We start from the raw sequence: 24,178 nt of genomic DNA on the forward strand, positions 1-24,178 counted from the left end.
TTAATACATTGGGACAACGGCCGCATAACAGCCACCGCTATAAATATTCTTTGTGATAACATTACACTATTGCCATTGGGCGACGGAAGTAGTGAGAAGCAAATGAAGACCCGCGACAGAATTATTCAGGCAGCACTGGAGCTTTTCAATGAAAGCGGTGAGCCAAACATAACCACGAACCACATTGCCGCTCATCTGGGGATCAGCCCCGGCAATCTGTATTATCATTTTCGCAATAAAGAAGAGATTATACACAGTATTTTTGATGAATACGCCCGTGATTTGAGTATTCGTTTCCAGCCTCAAGGGGAATCTAAGGTAACTGCCGATAATTTATTGGGTTATCTCGACGCGGTATTTATGTTGATGTGGCGGTATCGTTTTTTCTACGCCAACCTGCCCGATATTCTGCGCAGGGATCCCGAGCTACAGGAAAAATACCTGGCGGCGCAAGAAGGGCTGCATCAGAACATTATGGGGATGATGAATAGCTTCCGTGCCAGCGAGTTGCTTGACCTTGATGATGATGAACTGCTTAGCCTGGCCAATACGCTTAAGCTGGTTGCCTCCAGCTGGATTTGCTACCAGACGACCCAGGCTGCCGGGGCAAAAATCACCAAGGCGGTGATCTACCAGGGCGTGTTGCAGATGCTGAGTATTGTGCGGCCGCTGACAACAGCGAAAGGAAAAGAGCAGGTGATCTTGCTTGAATCGCACTACTGCGAGCAGGTAAAGCGTAATGCTTAAGTGTTGATAGCGCGGCTCTGAGGTGTCTGAGCGGCTATGTCAGGGCGCTCTTTGAGATTTCCGCTGAAAACTGAACGTATGGAATTAGGGGTATAGCGCTGAAATACGTACCAGTTGGACGTCTTGTTCAGCCAGCTCCGGCAGCTGCTCCTCGAGTGTTGCCAGTGTAACGGGGTAGGGGTGGCCTATGGCGACGGCATAACCGTTGCGCTTGGCCCGCCTGACCGCCTGCGCCAGTTGCTGGCGAACAAACTGCGGGGTGCGGAAATGGTCGAGAAAGATGTGGCGGCGCAATGCAGGGACCCCCTGGGCGCGCGCCTGCTTGAGGGCGACTGACTTTGCCGTTGTCCGGCTGTCGAGAAAATTGACTCCCTGCTCCCCCAGGACATCCATGACCCAGCCCATCGCCTCGGTATTCTGAGTAAGGGCACTGCCCATATGATTGTTCATGGCGACGGCATTTGGCACCCGGCTCAGGGCATGGCGCAGGGTTTGTTGGAGCTCGGCCTGTGACATTTTTCCGGTAAGAGTCGTCAGCTCCAGCGGCGCCGTACGCTGTGGCTCCATCGGCATGTGCAGCAGGGTGTCACGCTGTTCCAATCCGGCCTGTTTGGCCGTGGCAAGATCATAAGGGGTGTCCGGAAGGATAGAGATACTGACTTCCGGCGGCAGGGTAGACAGTGCAGCAGGCATGGCCCGGTAACCCAAGTCATCAATGACGATGGCGAGTTTGGCTGCGAGGCTGTGTCCTGGCAGCGCCAAGCTGAAGAGCAGAGAAAACCAGAGTGCAATCCATCGCATGCCAGGTGTCCTTATCGGTACAAGCTTATCTTTTCAGCCAGCCTTTGGGGTTAGTGGGATTGCCTTTTCGGCGGATTTCAAAATACAGTCCCGAACGTTCCTGTCCGCCGCTGTCACCGACAAGTGCAATGGCTTCGTTGGCCTGTACCACATCACCGACTTTTTTGAGCAAGGTCTGGTTGTAACCGTAGAAGCTCATATCGCCTTTGCCATGGTCGATAACCAGCATCAGGCCATACCCGCGTAGCCAGTCCGCGAATACGATTTTCCCCGAGTATACGGCCTTGACCTGGCTGCCGGTTGCTTTGCCAATTACCATGCCCTTCCAGCGCAGTTCGCCTTGCTGAGGAGTGCCGTACTGATGAAGGATTGCGCCTGTGACCGGCCACGGCAGCTTGCCTTTGTGCCTTGCCAGCCCGTCCATCGGTACGCGTCTTGCTGCCTCGGCAGCCGCTTTGGCCTTGGCTATTTCTTTGACCAGGCGCTGCTCGTTGCTCTTGAGCTCGGACAGGTACTGAGAGTCTGATTTTAGCTGGCCCCTGATAGTACGCACTGTTTTATGGCGTTGTCGTTGCTCGCTCTCCAGCGTACTTTTCTCGGTTTTGAGCCGGGTCAGCAATGTTTTTTGCTGCTGATGCTGCTGGGTCAGTTGGTGTGCCTTCAGCTGTAGCTCCGTTGTGGTGGCGGCGAGTTCGTCCAGGGTCTTGGCGCGCGCTTCACTGAGGCGTTCGGCATAGATTGACATTCGGTCAAGCTCGGTGCTGTCTTCGCCACTGAGCAACGAGGCTAGCTGGCTGTTTTTTCCCTGACGGTATTGGGTATTGAGCAGTTCTTTCAGCATCTCTTGCTGGCCGAGTTGCTGTTGCTGAAGGCGTTGCTGTTCTTGCTGAAGCTTACTGATGGAGCGGTCGAGCTGTTTGAGCTGGTTATCGGCCTTGTGGATTTTTTTGGCCGTTGCTGCGATAGCAAGCTCCTGCTGTTTTAGGGATTGTTGCAGCGTATTGATTCTTTTTTGCTTGGTGCTTAGCTGATCCTGCTGGCGGGAGATTTCCTTTTTGACGCCTTCGAGCTGGTTCTGGTTGCTCGCCTGGCTTGGTTGTGCAGATGTCAGGCATAACAAAGCGCCAGTGCATAATGCACTGGCGCGGAGGATGTTGCCCAGGTATTTGATCTTATCCCGCATGGGGGAGATTATTTCAGATCAAACAGCACCTGACCAGTCATCTCTGCAGGGATTTCCATATCTGTTAGCGCCAGCATAGTTGGTGCTAGATCAGACAGTTTACCGTCATCTTTCAGGGTCAGAGACTTGTCACCGACGTAAACCAGCGGTACCGGCAGGTTGGTGTGCGCGGTATGGATACCACCGGTTTCAGGGTTAATCATCATTTCGGCGTTACCGTGGTCGGCTGTGATCAGCAACTGACCGTCAACTTCTTTGATTGCCTCAATCACTTGGCCAATGCAGCTATCAAGTGCTTCACAAGCCTGGACTGCAGCATCGTAAACACCGGTATGACCAACCATGTCGCCATTCGGATAGTTGCAGATGATGGTATCGAATTCACCGCTCTTGATGGCTGCAACCAGCTTTTCAGTCAGCTCCGGTGCACTCATTTCAGGCTGTAGATCATAGGTCGCTACTTTCGGTGAAGCGACTAGCGAGCGAGATTCGCCGTCAAACTCGGTTTCGACACCGCCGTTGAAGAAGAAAGTAACGTGCGCGTACTTTTCAGTTTCAGAGATACGCAGCTGCTTCTTACCTTTCTTCGATAGCCACTCGCCCAGCGTGTTATCAAGGGTTGCTGGTGGGTAAGCAATAGCTAGGTTAATGTCAGCAGCGTACTGGGTTAGCATCACGAAATCAGCCAGCGCAGGCACTTTAGCACGCTCGAAGCCCGCGAAGTCTGTCTCGAAGGCACGGGTGATCTGGCGGGCACGGTCAGCACGGTAGTTCATGAAGATAACGGCATCGCCATCTTCCATCGCAGCGACGTCCTGGCCTTCGGCACGGATTTCTGTTGCTTTCACGAACTCATCGTTTTCCTCACGCGCGTAGGCGGCTTCCAGGCCTTCCACGGCAGATGCCGCCGAGAACTCGGCTTTCGCAGCGGTAAGCAGGTCGTAAGCGACTTCAACACGATCCCAGTTGTTGTCACGGTCCATCGCGTAGTAGCGACCAACCAGTGACGCCACACGGCCTTTGCCTAGTTCGGCAAACAGGGCATCAAAGCGCTCCAGTGATGCCTGTGCGCTACGTGGTGGTGTATCACGGCCGTCCAGGAAGCAATGCAGGTAGATTTTTTCTGCGCCGCGCTTGGCTGCCATTTCTACCGCTGCTGCAATGTGGTCTTCATGGCTGTGAACACCGCCCGGAGACATCAGGCCCATGATGTGAACGGCTTTGCCGGCATTGATAGCCTTGTCCATCGCCGCTACAAGGGCTTCGTTTTCGAAGAAGTCGCCGTCGGCAATAGATTTGGTGATGCGTGTCAGATCCTGATAAACAACGCGACCGGCACCAATGTTGGTGTGACCAACCTCAGAGTTACCCATCTGACCGTCTGGCAAACCCACATCCATGCCCGAAGCAGAAATTAGGGTGTTGGCTTCATTTGCCATCAAGCCGTCCATCACTGGTGTGTTTGCGTTTGCAATTGCGTTGTCGGAATTGTCTTCGCGGTAACCCCAGCCATCCAGGATAACTAAAGCCAGTGGCTTCTTAGCAGACATATGCTGTCCTCTCGTAAAGTTATAAATCTGAGTGTAATTTAGACCAATTACCTTAAATATCTGCGAACTATCTAAGGTGATTGGTCTGGTTGTATGTAATTTTACTACAAGTAATGGCCAAAACTGTAGGGCAAGATCAAACAATGCTGTAAATGGATTGTTATCTTCCTACGTGAAATATATGCATTTCTGTCTTTGAGTGTAAGCCCTGATTGAGAGTTTTTTTCTATTTCATTGAAAGGTGGAAGCTGAAAACGATTGTTCAAGGCGTATACTATTATCGCCGGAATCGAGTGAGCCAATACGCGGAATTGTTGACGCCTGCTGTACAACAACGTTGCCGCGGGTATACTCGGGTTCCTTTGAGGTGGAGTCTGGCCCTGATTTTCAGGTGTCTTGTATTAGGAAAATAGAGCGAAAGTCATGCAGCAATACATCGATTTTGTTACAAGTAATCCAATGTTATCCCTGGTATGGGTAGGTTTGGTCGTGGCAATCATCGCGTCTTATGTGAAACAGAAGGCCGCGGGCTATAAAGTGGTTACCCCCAATGAAGCGACGGTCATGGTGAACCGTGAAGACGGCGTATTCATCGATATCCGTAGCCGTGATGAGTACCGCCAGGGGCATATTTCGGGTGCCCTTCACATTTTGCCGAGCCAAATTAAAGAACAGAACTTTTCAGAGCTTGAAAAGCACAAAACAGCCCCAATCATTGTGGTATGCAAGACAGGCCAGACAGCACAAGAGAGTGCCAATCTGTTACATAAAGCCGGTTTTGAGAATGTTAATTTGCTGAAGGATGGCCTGATTTCTTGGAATGAAGCCAATCTGCCGCTGATCCGCAGCAAATCCAGCAAGGGCAAGAAGTAACCCCTTGTCGCTCGGAGCGCGCCATACTAGGCAGTGTCTCCGATGCAAACCGAATTTGTGCAGCGTGTGATAATTATCATGGTTGCGAATATTTATGATCTCATGTGATGAGATTGAGAGAGAAAAGGACACGAAAATGGCTGAAGCAGCAAACAACGAAGCACAACAGAACTTCCAGATCCAGCGTATCTTCCTGAAAGATGTTTCTTTCGAAGCGCCGAATTCACCTGATATGTTCCAGAAAGAGTGGAACCCAGATGTGAAACTGGACCTGGATACCCAGAGCCGCGAGTTGGGTGAAGGTGTTTTCGAAGTGATTCTTCGTCTGACTGTAACTGTGAAGAACGCCGATGACACGGCATTCCTGTGTGAAGTTCAGCAGGGCGGTATTTTCTCTGTTTCAGGCATGGAAGCGCCTCAGCTTGCACATTGCCTAGGTGCATTCTGCCCGAATATCCTGTTCCCATATGCGCGTGAAACTATTTCAAGCCTAGTGGTTAAAGGTACTTTCCCTCAGCTGAACCTGGCACCTGTTAACTTTGATGCTTTGTTCATGAACTACCTTCAGAACCAGGCGCAAGCTAACCCTGAAAGCACTGAAGCCTAATCGCTAAAGTGGCCGTTATGAATCAGAACGTAGACAAAGCAATCACGATGACAGTGCTGGGTGCCGGCTCTTACGGCACCTCCCTGGCCATCTCTCTGGCCCGAAATGGCGCTAACGTCATATTGTGGGGCCATGAGCCTGAACATATGGCACAGCTCGAGATTGACCGTGCCAATGAGGCTTTCCTGCCGGGCGTTCCGTTTCCCGATTCGCTGATTGTCTCGGCGGATTTGGAGGAAGCCGTTCAGGCCTGTCAGGATTTGCTGGTGGTAGTTCCGAGCCATGTGTTTGGTGAAGTACTGTCGAATGTGAAGCCTTACCTGCGTGATGATTCACGTATTTGCTGGGCAACCAAAGGGCTCGAGCCTGACACCGGGCGCTTGCTCAAAGAGGTTGCCATCGATGCATTGGGTGAGGATGTTCCGCTGGCCGTACTTTCCGGCCCTACGTTTGCCAAAGAGCTGGCGGCGGGGATGCCGACGGCGATCGCCGTATCTTCTCCCGATGAGGTCTTCGTCCGTGAGCTGCAGGAAAAAATTCACTGCAGCAAGACATTCCGTGTCTACAGCAATACCGATTTTATCGGCATGCAGCTGGGCGGCGCGGTGAAGAATGTGATTGCGATTGGCGCCGGTATGTCTGATGGTATTGGCTTTGGTGCCAATGCCCGTACCGCATTGATCACTCGCGGTCTGGCGGAAATGTGTCGCCTTGGCGCTGCCCTGGGTGCCCAGCCGGAAACCTTTATGGGGATGGCGGGACTGGGCGACTTGGTGCTGACATGTACCGATAACCAGTCACGCAACCGTCGTTTTGGTCTGGCTCTGGGGCAGGGCAAAACGGTTGATGCGGCACAGGATGACATTGGTCAGGTGGTAGAAGGCTATCGCAACACCAAGGAAGTCTGGGTACTTTCCCAGCGCTACGGGGTTGAGATGCCGATCACCGAACAGATTTATCAGGTGCTTTATCAGGGCAAAGATGCCCGTGAAGCGGCCAAAGATCTACTGGCCCGTGAGAAAAAAGACGAATAACGGCAAAATAGCTGTCGCGTACAGGATCACGAGCAATATAACAACGCGTGCTGCCAAGCCCGCGTTGTTTTTTTTTTCAAGCACGTTAAAGTTAAACAGATACCGATTTGATGACAAAACGAACAGAGGGTGATGTGAAGGAGTGTCAACAATATGAGGTCTGGCAGGCTATCAAGCGGGAAGCGCGGGAGCAGTCAGAGCAAGAACCGATGCTGGCCAGCTTTTATCATGCAACTATTATCAAGCATGATAATTTAGCCGCTGCGCTCAGTTATATACTGGCCAACAAGTTGGCGACGCCGTCTATGCCGGCGATGGCGGTACGCGAGGTCATTGAAGAAGCCTTCGCTGCCGACTGTATGATCACCGAATCGGCAGCCTGCGATATCCGTGCTGTGGTTGAGCGAGATCCTGCGGTCGAGATGTACTCCATTCCCCTGTTATATCTGAAAGGTTATCACGCCTTGCAGGGCTATCGAGTCGCCAACTGGCTGTGGAAACAAAAGCGGGTTGCTCTTGCTGTTTATCTGCAAAATCAAATTTCGGTCGCCTGTCAGGTAGACGTGCACCCTGCGGCGACGATTGGTCAGGGGATCATGTTTGACCATGCGACCGGTATTGTGATTGGTGAAACAGCCGTGATCGAGAATGATGTTTCGATCCTTCAGGACGTTACCCTGGGTGGTACGGGTAAGGAAGGCGGCGATCGTCACCCGAAGATCCGCGAAGGCGTGATGATTGGTGCCGGTGCCAAGATACTGGGCAACATCGAAGTCGGCGAGGGGGCGAAAATCGGATCCTGCTCTGTGGTGCTCAATCCCGTTCCGCCGCATACTACGGTGGCTGGGGTACCGGCGAAAATTGTTGGCCGGCCGAGCAGTGAGAAACCATCAATGGATATGGATCAGCAGTTTAACGGCAACGGCCAGACATTTATGGCCGGTGACGGCATTTAAGCACATTGTTGTGGTTCCAGATAGCAAAAGCGAGAGTTTAACGGCTCTCGCTTTTTTGTTTCTTATCGGGAGGTTGATCTATACCGCCCCTTTAAATCCAAGCTGACGCCAGGCTTCGTAACCGATGATGGCGGCGGCATTGGACAGGTTCAGACTGCGGCTGTCCGGGTGCATTGGGATACGCAGGCGCTGCTCGAGTGGCAGGCTGTCAATCAGTTCTGCTGGCAGGCCACGGGTTTCCGGGCCGAACAACAGCACATCCCCTTGTTCGAACTTGGCGTTGGTATGGAAGTTGGTCGTTTTGGTGGTGCAGGCAAAAATCCGGCGGTTTTCCATCGCCTCCATGAAGGCATCGAAGTTCTTGTGGCGATGAACGTGCGCCAGATCGTGATAATCCAGCCCGGCACGACGTAGTTTCTTTTCTTCCAGGTCAAAACCGAGCGGCTCGATCAGGTGCAGGTTGGCACCGCAGTTGGCGCATAGGCGAATTATATTGCCCGTATTGGGGGCTATTTCAGGTTCGTACAGGGCGATATCAAACATTGTCTGGCTGTCAGTTTGCAAATTTGGCCATATTGTAGCGAAAAAAGCAGGCTTTCAGACAGCAGATTGTCTGAAAGCCATGCAGTTATGCCGGTTGATTAGAGAGTCAGGGGCAGGGTGATGGTGATCCGCAACCCGCCAAGCGGACTGCGGCTGGCCATGATAGTACCGCTATGCTGGCGGATGGCGCTCTCGGTAATGGCCAGTCCCAGCCCGGTGCCGCCGCTACTGCGGTCCCGTGCCGTCGAAACCCGGTAGAACGGACGGAAGATGTCATCCAGTTCATTGTCGGGTACCCCTTCACCATTATCGTCAATGACGATATAGAGGGTATGGTCCCTGACACTGAAGTTTACCTCGATAACATCGTTGCCGTATTTGATGGCATTGCGCACGACATTTTCCAGGGCGCTGATCAGCAGGTTGGGATTTCCGCTGACAGGCCATTCGCCCAGGTCATTGACCTTGAAAACTTTGTTGTTTTGCTCGGCCTCGAAACGTGCATCTTCCAGCATCTCATACCACAGGCTGCGCGCATCGGAGTGCTCGCGAAGCTCATGGCTGTTGACCTGCATTCGTGATAGTTCCAGCAGCTCGCTGATCATCTTTTCCAGCCGCTCTGCCTCGGTATCGATACGGCTGAGCTCTTTGCTCTCTCCCTGCTTACGCTGGGCCAGTGCGGTGGCCATTCGTAGCCGGGTAAGCGGCGAGCGCAGCTCATGGGAGATATCCGACAGCAGCCGCTGCTGGCCGCCGATCATCTGGTTGATGGCCTGGACCATCTGATTGAAGCTGGCCCCGGCCTGCTTGAACTCCCTCGGCCCGGCTTCCAGTTTCGGATCGGCCTCGAACTGTCCGGTTGCCACCCGCTCTGCGGCTTGTTGCAGTCGACGGGCCGGAATACTGATTGCCCATGCCAGCCAGAGCAGCAGGGGTGTACTGACCAGCATGGTGACGAGGAGCAGCTGGAACGGCTTATCCAGGATCTGAATAAAAAATGGCGGAGGCTTGCGCCAGACCCGGCCGACATACATCAGCACGGTTTGCTGCTCGTAGCTGAAGGCAAACGGCCCGGCCATCATCCAGCGCCCGTATAGTTTCTGTTTGGGGGCGCTAGGGCTATCGGCCATGGTGATAAAATTACGCAGTGCCTTGTTACGGCCATCCGGCGTAATAATTTCACCTTCCTCGGTGGTGAAATATAGCTGAAACCCCTTGTGGCGGTCGTGGTTGGTAAATCGCTGCAGCCTGTATTTGAGTGGCCCCCTGTCGCGGGTGATTTTCTCGGCGATGCTCTGGGCCGAGTCCTGAAAGCGTTTTTGCTGCTGTTCCGGGATAGTATGTTGGGCCCGGGGATCGAGATTGGGTAGCAACAAGACGGTCACGACGACAATCAGCAGTGTCAGCCAGAATACGGCGAAAATCCGGCCATACAGGCTGGAAAAACGAGGTAGCTTCATCATCTGCCTCCTTGTTGACCGCGTCGGTTAGTTGCCAGTGTGCCAGGCTGCATTATATTTCCTCGACTAACAGGTAGCCTTTACCGCGAAGGGTCTTGATGCGAGGCTTGCCGTCAGTTCGTTCAGGCAGTTTTTTGCGTAGGTTTGACACATGCATATCAATGGCACGATCGAACTGCGCCAGGCGCTTGCCCAGCACCTCAAGGCTGAGTTCATTCTTGGCAATGATTTTGCCCGGATGCTGAATAAAGTAACTCAGCAAGGCCAGTTCGGTGCCGGTCATTTCTATCGGCTCTCCCTTGCAGAAGACTTCCTGTCGTCCCGGATAGATATCGATATCCTGATAGGTCAGGCAGTCGGGGGGATTATTGCGCGAGTCGTTACCGGCCGTTTGTGTCCGGCGCAAAATAGCCCGCATTCGTGCCAGCAGTTCGCGATCACTGAAGGGTTTGGGCAGGTAGTCATCGGCACCGAGCTCCAGCCCCAGCACCCGGTCAATCTCTTCGCCTTTCGCCGTCAGCATGAGTACCGGCGTCGAATAGCTTTCCCTGAGTTTGCGCAGCATTTCGGTACCGTTCATTTTCGGCATCATGACATCGAGCAGGATCAGATCGATGCTGTCATCGACTTTGCTGAGGCCCTGCTCGCCGTTATTGGCCTCCAGGATCTCGAACCCCTCCATTTCGAGGATATCGCTGAGTAATGAGGTCAGCTCCGTATCGTCGTCGACCAGCAGAATTTTTGCCATGTTAGCTACCTTATTGTTTCCGTCCCGCCCTATGCAGGTACATACGCGATATGGTGAATGGGATAGCCCCAGTATCGCTAATCTCGCAGCGGGAACCAAGTTAATGTCAGTTGGCTTTACGCAGTTTTACGTTCTTTAGACAGCAGTTTACCTTGTAGTCGTTATTCTTAACTCATACCCGCTGACGGACATTTGGAGAAGAACATCATGACTACATTCAAGAAAACACTGCTAATGGCAATTGCACTTCCTCTGGCTCTCGGCTCTGCCTCTGTGCTGGCTTTTGGCGGCGGTAAAGATGGTCACCACGGCGGCTATTTCGGTGGTAAAGGTGGCTGCGGTATGAAAGAGGGCTACAAGGTCTTCCGTAACCTGGATTTGACTGATGAGCAGAAGCAGAAAATGCAGGATATGCGCGAAGCCAACCGCGAGGCAATGAAAGCCAGCTTTGGCGAGCAGCATGCTGCAATGCAGGCCAACCACCAGAAAATGCAATCCTTGCTGCTGGCGGCCGATTTTGACGAAAACGCAGTCCGCGAACTGGCTCAGCAAATGTCAGAGCAGCAAACCGAGCGCCGAGTCACTATGCTGAAGAAACGTCATGAGATGCTGAATATTCTGACCGCCGAGCAAAAAGCAAAATACCAGCAGCTACAGGCAGATCGCGCTGAGCAATGCCAGGCTCGCTGGGCCGAAAAGAATCAGTAAGTTGGCTCTCACGGATGAAGCCGCAGCCTAGGTTGCGGCTTACATTTTGTTACTCAAACCAATAAATCCCTCAGTAAATTACCTTTCTCTATTATTTTTGTTATTAATTTTCACCGTAAAAAAGCTATACTGCGTGACATTGCCCAGTGAGTGCTTATGAATAGGTGTGATTATTATGGATGAAAATGCACAGTCGCCCGCGGTTATCACTCTTCCTAGATGCACGACTGGTGGCTCTGATGGCAGGATATATACTTAAGGCATGATCAAGCCTTACATGCGGTATCTCCTTGGTCGTCAACCAGAATGCTAACAGTTTCGTTTCATATCCGTTGTCGGATCAGGCAAATATCATGCTGCTGGCTGAAGTCAGGGGTGATCGTGATATGAATCAACAAAATTTTTTATCAAAATTGTAATACTTCTACATTAGTAGGAAAGTTACAGTTTACACGAGCATAAGCCCGGCATGTCGGCTTATGGTGCCGAGAGGGGGAACCTCGGTAACTCGTGCCGGATTTGATTTTTCAATTCCCAAAGTCAGAGGGTAACCATGATTAAAAAGATTGGTGTATTGACCAGTGGTGGTGACGCACCTGGTATGAATGCGGCGGTTCGCGGTGTTGTTCGTGCTGCATTGTCAGAAGGCCTGGAAGTTTATGGTGTATATGACGGCTATCAGGGCCTGCATCAGAACCGTATTGAGAAGCTGACTCGCTCTAGCGTATCAGATGTGATCAATAAGGGTGGTACATTCCTGGGTTCAGCACGTTTTCCTGAGTTTAAAGACGAGAAGGTACGTGCACAGGCTATCGAGAACCTGAAAATTCACGGTATCGACGCACTGGTTGTGATCGGCGGTGACGGTTCGTACATGGGTGCGAAGAAGCTGACTGAAATGGGCTATCCATGTATCGGTCTGCCGGGCACCATTGATAATGACGTAGCAGGAACTGATTACACGATTGGTTACCTAACGGCGCTGAACACGGTTATTGATGCCATTGACCGTCTGCGTGATACGTCTTCTTCTCACCAGCGTATCTCAATTGTTGAGGTAATGGGTCGTCACTGTGGTGATCTTACCCTGATGTCTGCGATTGCCGGTGGTTGTGAATATATCATCACACCGGAAACAGGCCTGAACAAAGAAGAGCTGCTGGCGAAGATCAAAGAAGGGATCTACAAAGGCAAGAAGCATGCGATTATCGCACTGACTGAGCTGATGACGGATGCCAACGAGCTGGCGAAGTACATCGAAGATGAAACGGGCCGTGAAACGCGCGCGACAGTGCTTGGTCACATTCAGCGTGGCGGACAACCAACGGCATTTGACCGTATTCTTGCATCTCGCATGGGCGCGTATGCGGTTGATCTTCTGATGGAAGGCCAAGGCGGTCGCTGTGTGGGGATCCAGAATGAAAAAATGGTTCACCACGACATCATCGATGCGATTGAAAACATGAAACGTCCTATCCGCAAAGATCTGTACGATCTGGCAGACAAGCTGTTCTAAGACAGATTTTGCTTGATAGATAAAAAGCCGACTTGTGAGTCGGCTTTTTTGTTTCTGTTGCTAGCGTGTGCCGGGCACTAAAAAGGCCACCCGAAGGTAGCCTTTGTTATGCTTGATAATCAAACAAGATTATTTTTTCGCTTTAGCGGCTGCTTTTGCGATAGCTGCGAAGCTTTCAGCGTTTAGTGCCGCACCGCCAACTAGCGCACCGTCGATGTCCGGCTGTGCGAAGTATGCTTCAGCGTTCTCAGGCTTAACAGAACCGCCGTACTGGATCACAACTTTCTTGGCTACTTCTTCGCTCTTTTCAGCGATGTGTGCACGGATAGCTGCGTGAATACGCTGTGCATCGTCAGCTGTAGCGGCTTTACCAGTACCGATTGCCCAGATTGGTTCGTAAGCGATGATTGCACCGTCTAGGGCTTCAACGCCCTGGGTGTTGATCACAGCATCGATCTGACGAGCACATACTGCAACCGTTTCGCCAGCTTCGTTCTGAGCTTCAGACTCACCGATGCAAAGAACAGGTGTCAGGCCGTGCTCTTTTAGGAAAGCAAATTTCTTCGCTACGAACTCGTCTGATTCGTTGTGGTATTCACGACGCTCAGAGTGGCCGATGATGATGTGGCTTGCACCGAAGTCTTTTAGCATCTCAGGAGAGATATCACCTGTGAATGCGCCGCTTGCGTTAACGTCGACATTCTGTGCACCAAGGATGATTTTGCTTTCACCTTTGCCGATTAGCTGCTCAGCCAGGTCAAGGTACATTGCTGGTGGAGCTACTGCTACGTCAACACCTTCAACACCTTTAAGTTCAGCATCAAGGCCCTTAAGTAGGTTAGATACCATTTCCTTGCTACCGTTTAGCTTCCAGTTACCCATAACCACAGGATGGCGCATAGCTTTTCTCCAAATCAATTTGATGTAAATAATAATACCAAAAAGCGTAATTCTCTGATCTGATCAGACAACTATGCTGTTTGGTATCCAGCCATTTTGTAAAAATATAACAGCCTTGGCTGATACTTTTACTGTCCAAAATCATTTCTGTGCTTGGTTGTACCTTTTTCAACAGAAAAAGTGAACTCTCGGCTGAAAATAATTTTAAATAATTTATTTTAGCAGATAAAAAAAGCAGAAAAAGACAGTGATCAATGGTTGAAAAACAATCTAATTGCTTGGCTTGTCAGCAATAGATCAGGTAAGTTGGGTCATCTGGGATACAGTTTCCTGTATTTTCAACGATTAACAGCATTTCTTAACGTCATGGAGGAAGATGTGCCGAATCTTGTCATGGAATATGCCGATCCGGTTGCCGAACGTGTCAATGTACCGGGGTTGTTGGAAGACTTACACCAAATCTTATTAACATGCGGCCTGTTTGAGCCCGACTCAGTGAAATGCCGCAGCTATCCCTGTCATACCTGGCTGGTAGGCACTGAGGGAGATCTCAATACCTTTATCCATATCGAGCTGAGTATGCTGTCCGGGCGCACTGCGGAGCAAAAGCGGGAGCTGGCCAGAAGCTTGATATCGGTACTGGAGCAGCACGCAAGTACCATCAATAGCCTGACTGTCGATGTGCGCGACATGGATCGTGACAGTTTTATCAAGGTAAGCTGCTAACGCGCTGCCTGCAGGCTCATTCTTCCCGTTGCTGGGGCAACACCTCTTGCTTCTCTGACGGACGGGAGAAGGGCATTATCTTCGCCTGGTGTTCTGTTAGCGTCTCTGGCGCGTTCAGTGCCTGGGCAAAGCGTTTTAGCTGTACTTGCAGTTCGGCCATTAGCAGTATGTTGGTGTGGTTGGGGTTTTTCCCCTTGGCAATGACCTGATTGATATGGCTCATCTGGGCCCGGAGCCTGGGTTGCATCTCGGCACTGGCATTGCTGATGATTTCTTCGCTCATCGACAGCCGTAGTGCTTCCAGCTCGTCAGGTGCCTGTTCCGCCATTGCTCGTAACTCATCAAAGGAAGGTAAATCCTGCATAAAGGCTCCCACAATCTCGCCATCGGCGTCTATACCCACAAGATTCACCCTGAACGATGCGTGGGCTGGTATGTGTTATGCCTTTAAAGGTAGCCAGTCCGTTTGTTGCGGACTGACTCAATTGTGAGACGTTGCATGAGATTGCAGTGAGACAAGGTGATCTTTGGCCGTTAGCTAATGCCTACCAGTAGTGCTCCATGGTAATTTGGCCGGGCTTGCGGCGCAGGTTCTTGGTAAATCCCATCGACTCCAGCACGGCCTTGGTTTCACGGACCATTTCCGGGTTGCCGCAAAGCATGATCTGGCTTTTTTCGGGGCTGAGCGGCAGGCCGATATGGCGCTCCAGCATGCCATCGGCTATCGCCAGCGGGATCCGGCCCGGAAGCGACAAGGGGGCAGGTTCGCGGCTGACAAAGGGCTGGACGATCAACTGCTCCGGATACCGTGCCTTGAGCTCGTTAATTTCAGCCTGATAACTGAGATCGGCGGCGTAGCGAACCGCATGGATCAACACGACCTTGCGGAACCGGCGCCAGACATCGGCTTCACGCAGGATAGACAGGTAGGGGCCGATAGCGGTTCCGGTCGCCAGCAACCATAGGTGTTCGCTGTCGGGGACTTCATTGAGAGTGAAATAGCCATTGGCCCGTGCTGAAATAAACACGGTATCCTCGCTATCAAGGGCATGGAGGCGTGGGGAGAGCAGGCCGTCGGCAACCCGGGTAGCATAGATCTCTATATTGTTATCGCTGGGGGGATTGACAAAGGAGTAGGCTCGCTGGACCATTTTGCCGTCAATTTCCAATCCAAGCTTGGTGAACTGCCCAGCCTTGAAGGGCTCTATATTTGCATGCAAGACAAGGCTAAACAGGTCACTATTCCAGTGACGATTGGTGATAACCTTCGCGGGGATCCAGTCGGCCATAATAATCTCCTAATTATGATTTTTGTATTCGATAAGCGCAGCGCCTCTCTCCGGCAATAATGTGTTCGTTTCGTTCGACGCGGTACTCGTTGCCCAACAGACGTTGGAAGACAGAAAGCTCTGATTTACATAGGGAAGGACAGCGCGTGGCGGCATGGCAGATCGGGCAGTGGTTTTCCACCAGAATGAAGTCTTCACCGTCCTGGTGAAGCTGGGCCATGTAGCCTTCCTGTTCCCTCAGTGTAGTTAGTATTTCCAGTTTTTCTTTTACATTATAGCTGTTTGCCAATGCATGCCGATATTGTTCAAAGGTTTGATTCTCTCTGCGTTCAACCACCTGGTTGAGCCCGTCGGTCCCAAAGAGCTCCTCGACAGAATCAAGCATTTGAATAATAAGTTCGCCATGGCGGTCGGCAAAACGGCGGTGGCCCTTGCTGGTCAGGTTCCAGTGGCGGGTCGGGCGACCGACCTTGGCCTTGATGTCCTGGTAATCCACCAATCCGTCTTCCTCTAGCCCCTGCAGGTGCTGGCGTACGCCCATGGTCGTCAGTTTGAATTCTTCGGCCAGCACCTTGGCTGTGACGGGGCCATCCCGCTTCATGCGATAGAGTATTTTTTCAATCGTTTTCATATCAGCTGCTATTTCCTTTATTGGTTTATTATGTAGCCAGTTAAGTAAATAAAGCAACAGCTTTACAAAGTTAAGTATAAACCAGAAGTGCCTAGCCGGTGGGAGAGCCTGTTGTTGGTTGCGCAGACAAAAAAAGGCGTGCATCAAATGCACGCCTTCGTTACAACCTGGAGGGCCGGTTACAGAATATGCCCTTTGACAGCATCGTCTTTGCGTGCCAGATAATGGGTTGACTTGATGCGGCGGATAGTACGGCATTTGCCGCGGATCAGCAGGGTTTCCGTCGTGGCGATATCGCCCTGGCGGCTGATCCCGTCAAGCAGATCACCTTTGGTGATGCCGGTGCCGGCAAAGATCACATTGTCGCTCTGGGCCATGTCTTCCATACGCAGCACGATGTTCGGTTCGATACCCATTTCGCGGCAGCGTTCGATTTCAATCTGGCCCAACTGGCGGTTTTCCTCGCTGTCGCCTTTGACCTCGTGGCGCGGCAGCAGGCGGCCGTGCATGTCGCCGCCAAGGGCGCGGATCGCCGCCGCTGAGACGACACCTTCCGGCGCGCCGCCGATGCAGTACATGACGTCGACTTCGCTGTCCGGCATACAGGTCAGGATAGAAGCTGCCACATCACCGTCAGGCACGGCAAACACGCGTACACCCATTGTCTGCATCTGGGCAATCACCTCGTCATGACGAGGCTTGGCCAGCGTGGTAACTACCAGAGTATCGAGCGTTTTGCCCAGTGCCGAGGCAATGTTTTCCAGGTTTTCAGTCAGTGGCAGGCTTAGGTCGATACAGCCTTTGGCCGCCGGGCCGACAACCAGTTTTTCCATATACATATCAGGTGCTTTCAGGAACGAGCCTTTCTCGCCGGCAGCCAATACGGCGAGGGCGTTATTCTGGCCCATCGCCGTCATACGGGTGCCTTCGATAGGATCAACGGCAATATCGACGGCATCACCGCCGGTTCCTACTTTTTCGCCGATATACAGCATAGGCGCTTCATCAATCTCGCCCTCACCGATCACAATTTCGCCCTCGATCTCGGTCTGGTTGAGAAGGGTACGCATCACTTCCACGGCAGCGCCGTCAGCGGCGTTCTTGTCGCCGCGGCCAAGCCATTTGTAGCCAGCCAGTGCTGCACCTTCGGTGACACGAGAAAATGCCATTGCTAAATCGCGTTTCATTGTTACTCCAGAAAGAAAAAAGGCCCAAAAAAATCTGGCGCGATTTTATCACAGCTTGGGTGAAACGTTTGCGTTAATTTTTTGCCGCCGAAATGGCGCTATATTCGCGAAGATGGAGGCGCTTGCGTCCAGCGACGCGTGATTGCCAGCGTGGAAGCGAGAATAAAAAAGAAGGCCTGCATTGCTGGCCTTCTTGAGGGGGGAACTCAGAGGGAGTGTATGCTGTTAGATGTCGTCTTCGACAGCCCAGCTCTTGGCGCACTCAACGGCACGCTTCCAGCCTCTGTAGCGGCGTTCACGTTTTTCTTCATCACCGTCTGGAACGAAGTTGCGATCCAGTACGGCTTTGTCTTTCAGCTCGTCAATACTGCCCCAGAAACCAACAGCCAGGCCGGCCAGGTAACCTGCACCCAGTGCCGTAACTTCGGTAACAACCGGACGGTGAACTTCGGTAGCCAGAATATCGGACTGGAACTGCATCAGGAAGTTATTGGCCACTGCGCCGCCATCGACACGAAGGGAAGCCAGGTTGATGCCGGAGTCCGTCTGCATTGCATCCAGAACATCACGGGTCTGGTAGGCTACACTCTCCAGCGTCGCACGAATAATGTGGTTGGAGTTAACACCACGGGTCAGGCCGACAATTGCGCCACGCGCATACGGGTCCCAGTATGGTGCGCCCAGACCGGTAAAGGCCGGTACCACATAGGCACCGTTGGCACTGCCCACTTTCTCGGCAAAGTATTCTGAGTCTTTGGCATCGTCCAGCAGCTTCACTTCATCGCGCAGCCACTGAATTGAAGCGCCGCCCATAAATACCGCACCCTCGAGGGCATAAGCTACGTCACCGGTAGGGCCACAGGCCAAGGTGGTTAGCAGGCCATTGTGAGAGGTCACTTTTTCCTTGCCGGTGTTCATCAGAAGGAAACAACCTGTCCCGTAGGTGTTTTTTGCCTGGCCCGGCTCGACACACATCTGGCCGAACAGTGCGGCCTGCTGGTCACCGGCAATACCGGCAATCGGGATACGGGTACCGCCCTTACCACCAATGTTGGTCTGGCCGTACACTTCCGACGATGCCTTCACTTCCGGCATCATTGACAGCGGAATATCCATTGCCTTCAGAAGCTTCTCGTCCCATTGCATGGTGTTGATGTTGAACACCATGGTACGTGAGGCATTGGTGAAGTCAGTAACGTGGACACGTCCCTGAGTCATCTTCCAGATCAGCCAGGTATCAACGGTACCGAACAGAAGGTTACCGGCTTCGGCTTCTTCACGCGCCCCTTCGACGTTGTCCAGGATCCACTTGATCTTGGTGCCCGAGAAATAAGGGTCGACGACCAGGCCGGTATTGTCGCGAATATATTCTTCCAGCCCCTGTGCCTTAAGTGTTTCACAGGTGTCGGCGGTACGGCGGCACTGCCAGACGATAGCGTTGTATACCGGTTTACCGGTGTTTTTGTTCCACACGATAGTGGTTTCGCGCTGGTTGGTGATACCGATACCGGCTACCTGATCGGAGCGGATACCGGCCTTGGCGAGAGCTTCAACCAGTGTCGAGCTTTGGGTCGCGTAGATTTCGAGAGGATCATGCTCAACCCATCCGGCTTTTGGATAGATCTGAGTAAATTCACGCTGTGACGAGCACACAATGTTTGCGTTGTGATCCAGCACAACGGCGCGGGAGCTGGTTGTACCTTGATCTAGTGCAACAATGTACTTTTGCTCTGTTGTCATGATGGTTTCCTCTAGTAGTAATTATATTTTAGGGTAGTAGAGAGATTTTTATGCTTTTGCTGCTTCGCTGTCACTTGCGCTTTCTTGCTCTTGTGCAACGGACTCAGCGTTGCCTGGCAGATAAGCACCAATGGCTTTCGGGTATAGCCAACCGCCGAAGCAGGCACCGAAGATAGGCGCCAGGATTGGAACGATCATATAAGGGATGTCTTTGCCGCCAGTGAGTGCCATATCACCCCAGCCGGCCAGGAAGGCAAAGAATTTCGGACCGAAGTCACGCGCCGGGTTCATGGCAAAACCGGTTAGTGGACCGAGCGAGCCACCGATCACCGCGATCAGAATACCAATCATCAACGGGGCCATCGGACCGCGAGGGGCACCGTTTTTGTCATCTGTCAGGGCCAGGATGGCAAACATCAGTACGGCTGTGATAACAAACTCAACCGCAAAGGCACCACTGAAAGACAGGGCGGCATTCGGGTAGGTAGAGAAAATACCGGCGGTCGCCAGGCTTGCCTCACTGCCTCGAACAATTTGGTTAGTTGCTTCAAACTCTGCGAAAAGGTTGCTGTATAGGCTATAGATCAGAGCGGCGGTACAGAACGCGCCCAGTAGCTGAGCAGCAATGTAGGGTGCTACTTTGCGTTTGTCAAAGCCATGGAACAGTGCCAGGGCAATGGTGACGGCAGGGTTGATATGGGCACCGGAGACACCAGCAGTACAATAGATGGCGATAGCGACACCTAGGCCCCACATGATGCTGATTTCCCACTGACCGAAGTTTGCACCAGTCAGTACAAGTGCTGCGACACAGCCAACACCGAAGAAAATCAATAGTCCTGTACCAATGAACTCGGCAATACATTCGCCAAGTAGCGTATGTTGTTTCGGGGTAGTCATTATTCAGTCCTTTTGTCGAATGTTGTAGGGGTATTTCTTTTATCTTTCTTATTCGCTCTTAATGTACTCGAACTAAACGTGATTGAAATGTTAAAGAATTAATTTTGTGCGTTCGAGCATAAAATTAGGTTCACTTTTGCGCGTTCGCGCAAACGGTTGCGGTTTTTTTGAACTCGATCGAACTAGCTTGGGTGCACTGCAATTTGGTTGGTATGCTAATTCGGGTGTTTTGATTTATCTTATTGAATTGAAATAAAAAATCCGGCCATAAAAAGGCCGGATGTGCCATAAGGGCAAGATCTTGGATAATTCCAAGAGAGATACGATCAAGATAAAAATTAGCATGGCAACCCTGCATTAAAATAGAGTTAGATCGCAATTCTAAGCATTTCGTCACGTTGCGCTCACACACCGTCGAGCATTTGTTCAGTTACTCGGCATTATGGTGAAAAAAGCTATGCTGGACGGATGTCGGCAGGGTGGCCGGAGGGGAGTGGCTGGATTTGGCTGGGGGCAGGCAAAATAACCGTCAGAATTGTGTAAATTTCACTCATTTGTTGCAAAGCGGCGGATTTGTAGATGCTAGAAGGCGGCAGCCTCGTTAGAATAGGCGCAACAGTAATGTAAACAGAGCCTGTGGGAAATTACCTTAACGGTTTAAGGTAAAATGATAGGCGGAGATCAGGTGAACAATATGTCATTAGAAATGTTGGAAAAGCTAGAAGCCAAAGTACAGATGGCTGTTGATACAATTTCCCTGCTACAAATGGAAATTGAAGAACTAAAAGAACAAAACGATAGCCTATCGACTGAAGCTCAAGAGCTACGCTCTGGCCGAGAAGCGCTGGAACAAGACAACGAGAAGCTACGAAATGACCACCAGGCCTGGCAGGAGCGTGTACGCAACCTGCTTGGCAAGATGGACAGCGTCGAATAAAAAAACAGAGCCTTTGGGCTCTGTTTTTTTATCTGTCAGGGACGCGATGTAATGAAAGGCTGGCAGCCTGATGGCTCCAGCTTGTTCGTTATCCTGCCTACTCGATATCCAGCGGCTCGGGTGAAAGGATAACGCCCGTCGTATCGGCATAGATGTGATCTTCCGGCAGGAAGGTGACCCCGCCAAAATTCACGGCGACATCGACTTCACCGATACCTTGCTCATCGGCACCGACCGGAATGGAAGCCATTGCCTGGATGCCGAGTTCCATTTCGTCCAGTTCATCGACGTTGCGGACACAGCCGTAGACAATCATTCCTTCCCATTCATTGGTGGCAGCCAGCTGCGCGATATCAGCATCAATGAGCGCACGTCTCAGTGAGCCTCCGCCGTCGATAAGCAATACACGGCCCGCACCGGGTTGTTGCAGCACATCACGAATCAGCCCGCTATCTTCAAAGCACTTAATGGTGGTTACCTGGCCGCCGAAAGAGTTTCGGCCACCATAAGAGCTGAACATTGGCTCAACAACATCGACTTGGTCGAGGTAGATATCGCATAGTTCGGACGTATTATATTCCATAAGTTCGCTTCTTCTTGTGGCAATTGAAAAGGGTCGGTATACAGCCTGCTGAGCATGATTCGTTGCTGATGGCTTTTTGCTAACCTGTTGAAAGTATAACTAGCTAATATGACATTGCAATAACGCCCCTCATAAAGTAGGGGCAAGTTTAGCGTGTCAGATCTAGCCGGCTGCCAGCACGACACCGGCGGCGAACAGCAGGTTTGTGAGCAGCGCACATTTCACCATGGTGGCCATCATCGGGCGCAGGGCGGCTCCGTCGGTCGATTGTAGTACCTGTTTCCCGTGCTTGAACAGCAGGGGGGCACTCAGGACGAACAGCCAGCCAAACGGCGAGTGCAGCTCAAGGGCGGCAAATAATGCCAGACAGAGTACGCTGCCGGCCAGCAGGAACAAATGGTACTTGCGTCCCCAGTCGGGGCCCATGCGTACCGCCAGGGTAAGCTTGCCGCAGGCCCGGTCATTGTCGATATCCCGCAGGTTGTTGATATTCAATACACCAACGGCCAGCAGACCGCAGGCCGTGGCAGGCAGCATAATGACCGAGTCGATTTGTCCGGCTTGCAGGTAGTAGGTACCGGCAACGCCAAGCCAGCCAAAGAACATGAGTACCGAGAGATCGCCCAGGCCGCGGTAGCCGTAGGGCTTGTTACCGACGGTATAGGCAATGGAGGCCGCAATCGCCATCAGGCCCAGCAGCATAAAACCAAACATATCCTGGAGGTTGTTGCAGGCGATGAAGATCAGGCTCAGGCCGCTGGTGACGGTCAGCAGGATATTTAAGATCATCGCATTGCGCATCGCTGACGGGGTTACCAGCCCGGACTGGATTGCGCGTTGTGGCCCGAGGCGGTGCTCGTTGTCCGTTCCTTTGACGGCATCGCCATAGTCATTGGCCAGATTAGACAGGATCTGGAGTAGGAGTGCGGTCAGCAGGGCCAGGCCCGCTACTAAAGCAGAAAAACTTCCTTGCCATCCTGCGACTGCACTTCCGCATACAATCGATGCGACGGCCAGCGGCAAGGTTTTCGGTCTTGCGGCATCCAGCCAGATTGCGAGTGAAGATGAATTCATAATGTGCTTATTTCGGAATCAGTCGAAGGGCTATTATGGCGTATACACAGCGATGGGCAACTTTATCGGCAGATTGTTTGTTCAAGAACAAAAAAACGGCGCCATAAGGCACCGTTTTGATATAGGGGGAGAACAAATAGATTCTTCAGGCTTACAGGATGAAGCGGCTCAAGTCTTCGTCTTCGACCAGCTCACCGAGACGCTCGTTGACATAGGCTTCGTCGATGATCAGCTTGTCACCCGATTTTTCGGTTGCGTCGTAGGACAGCTCTTCCATCAGGCGCTCCATGACCGTGTGCAGGCGGCGGGCACCGATGTTTTCGGTCCGTTCGTTAACCTGCCACGCGGCATCGGCCAGTTTGTTGATGCCGCTTTCGGCAAACTCAATCTCTACCGACTCGGTGGCCATCAGCGCCTTGTACTGCTCGGTCAGCGAAGCATTTGGCTCGGTCAGGATACGCTTGAAATCGCCGCTGGTAAGGGCTTCAAGCTCGACGCGGATTGGCAGGCGACCCTGAAGCTCAGGGATCAGATCCGATGGCTTCGCCACCTGGAAGGCGCCGGAGGCAACAAACAGGATGTGATCGGTCTTGACCATACCGTGCTTGGTCGATACGGTGCTGCCTTCTACCAACGGCAGCAAGTCACGCTGGACACCCTCGCGAGACACATCCGGGCCCGATGACTCACCGCGCTTACAAATCTTGTCGATTTCGTCGAGGAACACGATGCCGTTGTTTTCAACCGCAAAGATAGCCTGCTCTTTCAGTTCTTCCTGGTTGACCAGTTTCGCCGCTTCTTCTTCGGTCGCCGCCTTCATCGCGTCCTTGATTTTCATCTTGCGCTTTTTGGTGGTGTTACCGGCCAGGTTCTGGAACATGCCCTGAAGCTGGTTGGTCATGTCTTCCATGCCCGGAGGGGCCATGATCTCGACACCCATCTGCGGGGCGGCAATTTCGATTTCGATCTCTTTGTCATCCAGCTTGCCTTCGCGCAGTTTCTTGCGGAAAGACTGGCGGGCCGTGGAGTTACTGTCTGCTTCTTCATTTTGGCCCCAGGCATCGCGTGCCGGCGGCAGCAGAATATCGAGAATACGGTCTTCGGCCAGTTCTTCGGCGCGGAAGCGGACTTTTTCCATCGCCTGCTGGTGGGTCATTTTCACTGCGACATCTGTCAGGTCGCGGATGATGGTTTCCACTTCCTTGCCGACATAGCCCACTTCGGTGAACTTGGTCGCTTCAACCTTGATGAAGGGGGCGTTGGCCAGTCTGGCCAGGCGGCGGGCAATTTCGGTTTTACCGACACCGGTCGGGCCGATCATCAGAATATTTTTCGGGGTTACCTCGACACGCAGCTCTTCAGGAAGCTGCATGCGACGCCAGCGGTTACGCAGGGCAATGGCCACTGCACGCTTGGCTTTGTCTTGACCGATGATATGACGATCAAGCTCATGAACGATTTCGCGAGGAGTCATCTCAGACATTA

General features: G+C 52.2%; 25 protein-coding genes. 9 read left to right on the forward strand and 16 right to left on the reverse strand.

The genetic code is table 11. The features are described from left to right. Positions 1-102 precede the first annotated feature (102 nt). Complete coding sequence (locus EIZ48_RS14410) at positions 103-747, forward strand: TetR/AcrR family transcriptional regulator (protein WP_160652667.1); 645 nt, start codon at positions 103-105, stop codon at positions 745-747. 84 nt (positions 748-831) lie between these two features. On the opposite strand, the gene EIZ48_RS14415 is transcribed toward EIZ48_RS14410, so the two are convergent. The 3 genes from EIZ48_RS14415 to gpmM are packed head-to-tail and all read right to left on the reverse strand — an operon-like array spanning position 832 to position 4,281. Further along, positions 832-1,548 (reverse strand): divergent polysaccharide deacetylase family protein, encoded by a 717-nt coding sequence (locus tag EIZ48_RS14415; RefSeq protein WP_160652670.1) that lies wholly within the window; start codon positions 1,546-1,548, stop codon positions 832-834. 25 nt (positions 1,549-1,573) lie between these two features. After that, positions 1,574-2,731 (reverse strand): peptidoglycan DD-metalloendopeptidase family protein, encoded by a 1,158-nt coding sequence (locus EIZ48_RS14420; RefSeq protein ID WP_160652673.1) that lies wholly within the window; start codon positions 2,729-2,731, stop codon positions 1,574-1,576. 8 nt (positions 2,732-2,739) lie between these two features. Next, on the reverse strand, positions 2,740-4,281 hold the full coding sequence (gene gpmM, locus EIZ48_RS14425; protein WP_160652675.1) for a 2,3-bisphosphoglycerate-independent phosphoglycerate mutase: 1,542 nt from the start codon (positions 4,279-4,281) through the stop codon (positions 2,740-2,742). Positions 4,282-4,704: 423 nt separating this feature from the next. On the opposite strand from gpmM, the gene EIZ48_RS14430 reads away from it, so the two are divergent. From EIZ48_RS14430 to cysE, 4 genes are all read left to right on the forward strand, one after another. Continuing rightward, positions 4,705-5,154: a rhodanese-like domain-containing protein gene (locus tag EIZ48_RS14430; RefSeq protein ID WP_075762998.1), complete on the forward strand. Its 450-nt coding sequence runs from the start codon at positions 4,705-4,707 to the stop codon at positions 5,152-5,154. Positions 5,155-5,290: 136 nt separating this feature from the next. Continuing rightward, positions 5,291-5,761, forward strand: coding sequence for a protein-export chaperone SecB (secB, locus tag EIZ48_RS14435; protein ID WP_075762997.1), 471 nt, complete (start codon positions 5,291-5,293; stop codon positions 5,759-5,761). Positions 5,762-5,778: 17 nt separating this feature from the next. Beyond that, positions 5,779-6,795, forward strand: a complete 1,017-nt coding sequence (gene gpsA / locus EIZ48_RS14440) for an NAD(P)H-dependent glycerol-3-phosphate dehydrogenase (protein ID WP_160652678.1) — start codon at positions 5,779-5,781, stop codon at positions 6,793-6,795. Between the two features lie 110 nt (positions 6,796-6,905). Beyond that, complete coding sequence (cysE, locus tag EIZ48_RS14445) at positions 6,906-7,751, forward strand: serine O-acetyltransferase (protein WP_192928577.1); 846 nt, start codon at positions 6,906-6,908, stop codon at positions 7,749-7,751. Positions 7,752-7,829: 78 nt separating this feature from the next. Here cysE and trmL read toward each other — a convergent pair whose 3' ends face one another. The 3 genes from trmL to EIZ48_RS14460 form a co-directional block, all read right to left on the reverse strand. Beyond that, positions 7,830-8,294 (reverse strand): tRNA (uridine(34)/cytosine(34)/5-carboxymethylaminomethyluridine(34)-2'-O)-methyltransferase TrmL, encoded by a 465-nt coding sequence (gene trmL / locus EIZ48_RS14450; RefSeq protein WP_160652749.1) that lies wholly within the window; start codon positions 8,292-8,294, stop codon positions 7,830-7,832. 98 nt (positions 8,295-8,392) lie between these two features. Beyond that, positions 8,393-9,754 (reverse strand): envelope stress sensor histidine kinase CpxA, encoded by a 1,362-nt coding sequence (cpxA, locus tag EIZ48_RS14455; RefSeq protein WP_160652752.1) that lies wholly within the window; start codon positions 9,752-9,754, stop codon positions 8,393-8,395. A 52-nt stretch (positions 9,755-9,806) separates the two neighbouring features. Next, on the reverse strand, positions 9,807-10,502 hold the full coding sequence (locus tag EIZ48_RS14460) for a response regulator (protein ID WP_160652681.1): 696 nt from the start codon (positions 10,500-10,502) through the stop codon (positions 9,807-9,809). A 207-nt stretch (positions 10,503-10,709) separates the two neighbouring features. Between EIZ48_RS14460 and EIZ48_RS14465 the strand changes: the two genes are divergently transcribed. Further along, positions 10,710-11,210, forward strand: a complete 501-nt coding sequence (locus EIZ48_RS14465) for a CpxP family protein (RefSeq protein WP_160652684.1) — start codon at positions 10,710-10,712, stop codon at positions 11,208-11,210. Positions 11,211-11,763: 553 nt separating this feature from the next. Beyond that, a complete protein-coding gene (gene pfkA, locus EIZ48_RS14470; protein WP_160652687.1) occupies positions 11,764-12,726 on the forward strand; it encodes a 6-phosphofructokinase in 963 nt (320 codons plus the stop codon). A gap of 129 nt (positions 12,727-12,855) precedes the next feature. On the opposite strand, the gene tpiA is transcribed toward pfkA, so the two are convergent. After that, positions 12,856-13,626: a triose-phosphate isomerase gene (gene tpiA, locus EIZ48_RS14475; RefSeq protein WP_160652689.1), complete on the reverse strand. Its 771-nt coding sequence runs from the start codon at positions 13,624-13,626 to the stop codon at positions 12,856-12,858. Between the two features lie 378 nt (positions 13,627-14,004). Between tpiA and EIZ48_RS14480 the strand changes: the two genes are divergently transcribed. Further along, positions 14,005-14,352, forward strand: coding sequence for a 5-carboxymethyl-2-hydroxymuconate Delta-isomerase (locus tag EIZ48_RS14480; RefSeq protein WP_160652692.1), 348 nt, complete (start codon positions 14,005-14,007; stop codon positions 14,350-14,352). A gap of 16 nt (positions 14,353-14,368) precedes the next feature. Here the strand turns inward: EIZ48_RS14480 and EIZ48_RS14485 are convergent, their stop codons facing one another. From EIZ48_RS14485 to EIZ48_RS14510, 6 genes are all read right to left on the reverse strand, one after another. Then, positions 14,369-14,716 (reverse strand): DUF3135 domain-containing protein, encoded by a 348-nt coding sequence (locus EIZ48_RS14485; protein ID WP_160652756.1) that lies wholly within the window; start codon positions 14,714-14,716, stop codon positions 14,369-14,371. Between the two features lie 181 nt (positions 14,717-14,897). Further along, positions 14,898-15,641: a ferredoxin--NADP reductase gene (locus tag EIZ48_RS14490; protein WP_160652694.1), complete on the reverse strand. Its 744-nt coding sequence runs from the start codon at positions 15,639-15,641 to the stop codon at positions 14,898-14,900. 13 nt (positions 15,642-15,654) lie between these two features. Next, a complete protein-coding gene (locus EIZ48_RS14495) occupies positions 15,655-16,272 on the reverse strand; it encodes a helix-turn-helix transcriptional regulator (protein ID WP_160652696.1) in 618 nt (205 codons plus the stop codon). 179 nt (positions 16,273-16,451) lie between these two features. Beyond that, entirely contained in the window at positions 16,452-17,459 is a 1,008-nt protein-coding gene (gene glpX / locus EIZ48_RS14500) for a class II fructose-bisphosphatase (protein WP_160652698.1), read from the reverse strand. A gap of 225 nt (positions 17,460-17,684) precedes the next feature. Then, positions 17,685-19,199, reverse strand: a complete 1,515-nt coding sequence (gene glpK / locus EIZ48_RS14505) for a glycerol kinase GlpK (RefSeq protein WP_160652700.1) — start codon at positions 19,197-19,199, stop codon at positions 17,685-17,687. Between the two features lie 48 nt (positions 19,200-19,247). Next, entirely contained in the window at positions 19,248-20,099 is an 852-nt protein-coding gene (locus tag EIZ48_RS14510; RefSeq protein WP_075762986.1) for an MIP/aquaporin family protein, read from the reverse strand. Positions 20,100-20,793: 694 nt separating this feature from the next. Between EIZ48_RS14510 and zapB the strand changes: the two genes are divergently transcribed. Next, complete coding sequence (zapB, locus tag EIZ48_RS14515) at positions 20,794-21,036, forward strand: cell division protein ZapB (RefSeq protein WP_075763046.1); 243 nt, start codon at positions 20,794-20,796, stop codon at positions 21,034-21,036. Positions 21,037-21,133: 97 nt separating this feature from the next. On the opposite strand, the gene rraA is transcribed toward zapB, so the two are convergent. From rraA to hslU, 3 genes are all read right to left on the reverse strand, one after another. Continuing rightward, the gene (gene rraA, locus EIZ48_RS14520; protein WP_160652702.1) at positions 21,134-21,619 is read right to left on the reverse strand and encodes a ribonuclease E activity regulator RraA; all 486 of its coding nucleotides are present in this window, start codon (positions 21,617-21,619) and stop codon (positions 21,134-21,136) included. A 162-nt stretch (positions 21,620-21,781) separates the two neighbouring features. Further along, positions 21,782-22,693, reverse strand: coding sequence for a 1,4-dihydroxy-2-naphthoate polyprenyltransferase (locus tag EIZ48_RS14525; protein WP_160652704.1), 912 nt, complete (start codon positions 22,691-22,693; stop codon positions 21,782-21,784). A gap of 151 nt (positions 22,694-22,844) precedes the next feature. Further along, on the reverse strand, positions 22,845-24,176 hold the full coding sequence (hslU, locus tag EIZ48_RS14530; RefSeq protein ID WP_075762982.1) for an ATP-dependent protease ATPase subunit HslU: 1,332 nt from the start codon (positions 24,174-24,176) through the stop codon (positions 22,845-22,847). Between the last annotated feature and the right edge of the window lie 2 nt (positions 24,177-24,178).

Origin of the sequence: Photobacterium alginatilyticum (assembly GCF_009910675.1) — a bacterium.
Classification (GTDB): domain Bacteria; phylum Pseudomonadota; class Gammaproteobacteria; order Enterobacterales; family Vibrionaceae; genus Photobacterium; species Photobacterium alginatilyticum.

Bases quoted from the DNA above. Each gene is read 5' to 3' on its own strand.
- EIZ48_RS14410 (WP_160652667.1), top strand. From the start codon at position 103: ATGAAGACCCGCGACAGAATTATTCAGGCAGCACTGGAGCTTTTCAAT.
- EIZ48_RS14415 (WP_160652670.1), bottom strand. From the start codon at position 1,548: ATGCGATGGATTGCACTCTGGTTTTCTCTGCTCTTCAGCTTGGCGCTG.
- EIZ48_RS14420 (WP_160652673.1), bottom strand. From the start codon at position 2,731: ATGCGGGATAAGATCAAATACCTGGGCAACATCCTCCGCGCCAGTGCA.
- gpmM (WP_160652675.1), bottom strand. From the start codon at position 4,281: ATGTCTGCTAAGAAGCCACTGGCTTTAGTTATCCTGGATGGCTGGGGT.
- EIZ48_RS14430 (WP_075762998.1), top strand. From the start codon at position 4,705: ATGCAGCAATACATCGATTTTGTTACAAGTAATCCAATGTTATCCCTG.
- secB (WP_075762997.1), top strand. From the start codon at position 5,291: ATGGCTGAAGCAGCAAACAACGAAGCACAACAGAACTTCCAGATCCAG.
- gpsA (WP_160652678.1), top strand. From the start codon at position 5,779: ATGAATCAGAACGTAGACAAAGCAATCACGATGACAGTGCTGGGTGCC.
- cysE (WP_192928577.1), top strand. From the start codon at position 6,906: ATGACAAAACGAACAGAGGGTGATGTGAAGGAGTGTCAACAATATGAG.
- trmL (WP_160652749.1), bottom strand. From the start codon at position 8,294: ATGTTTGATATCGCCCTGTACGAACCTGAAATAGCCCCCAATACGGGC.
- cpxA (WP_160652752.1), bottom strand. From the start codon at position 9,754: ATGAAGCTACCTCGTTTTTCCAGCCTGTATGGCCGGATTTTCGCCGTA.
- EIZ48_RS14460 (WP_160652681.1), bottom strand. From the start codon at position 10,502: ATGGCAAAAATTCTGCTGGTCGACGACGATACGGAGCTGACCTCATTA.
- EIZ48_RS14465 (WP_160652684.1), top strand. From the start codon at position 10,710: ATGACTACATTCAAGAAAACACTGCTAATGGCAATTGCACTTCCTCTG.
- pfkA (WP_160652687.1), top strand. From the start codon at position 11,764: ATGATTAAAAAGATTGGTGTATTGACCAGTGGTGGTGACGCACCTGGT.
- tpiA (WP_160652689.1), bottom strand. From the start codon at position 13,626: ATGCGCCATCCTGTGGTTATGGGTAACTGGAAGCTAAACGGTAGCAAG.
- EIZ48_RS14485 (WP_160652756.1), bottom strand. From the start codon at position 14,716: ATGCAGGATTTACCTTCCTTTGATGAGTTACGAGCAATGGCGGAACAG.
- EIZ48_RS14490 (WP_160652694.1), bottom strand. From the start codon at position 15,641: ATGGCCGACTGGATCCCCGCGAAGGTTATCACCAATCGTCACTGGAAT.
- EIZ48_RS14495 (WP_160652696.1), bottom strand. From the start codon at position 16,272: ATGAAAACGATTGAAAAAATACTCTATCGCATGAAGCGGGATGGCCCC.
- glpX (WP_160652698.1), bottom strand. From the start codon at position 17,459: ATGAAACGCGATTTAGCAATGGCATTTTCTCGTGTCACCGAAGGTGCA.
- glpK (WP_160652700.1), bottom strand. From the start codon at position 19,199: ATGACAACAGAGCAAAAGTACATTGTTGCACTAGATCAAGGTACAACC.
- EIZ48_RS14510 (WP_075762986.1), bottom strand. From the start codon at position 20,099: ATGACTACCCCGAAACAACATACGCTACTTGGCGAATGTATTGCCGAG.
- zapB (WP_075763046.1), top strand. From the start codon at position 20,794: ATGTCATTAGAAATGTTGGAAAAGCTAGAAGCCAAAGTACAGATGGCT.
- rraA (WP_160652702.1), bottom strand. From the start codon at position 21,619: ATGGAATATAATACGTCCGAACTATGCGATATCTACCTCGACCAAGTC.
- EIZ48_RS14525 (WP_160652704.1), bottom strand. From the start codon at position 22,693: ATGAATTCATCTTCACTCGCAATCTGGCTGGATGCCGCAAGACCGAAA.
- hslU (WP_075762982.1), bottom strand. From the start codon at position 24,176: ATGTCTGAGATGACTCCTCGCGAAATCGTTCATGAGCTTGATCGTCAT.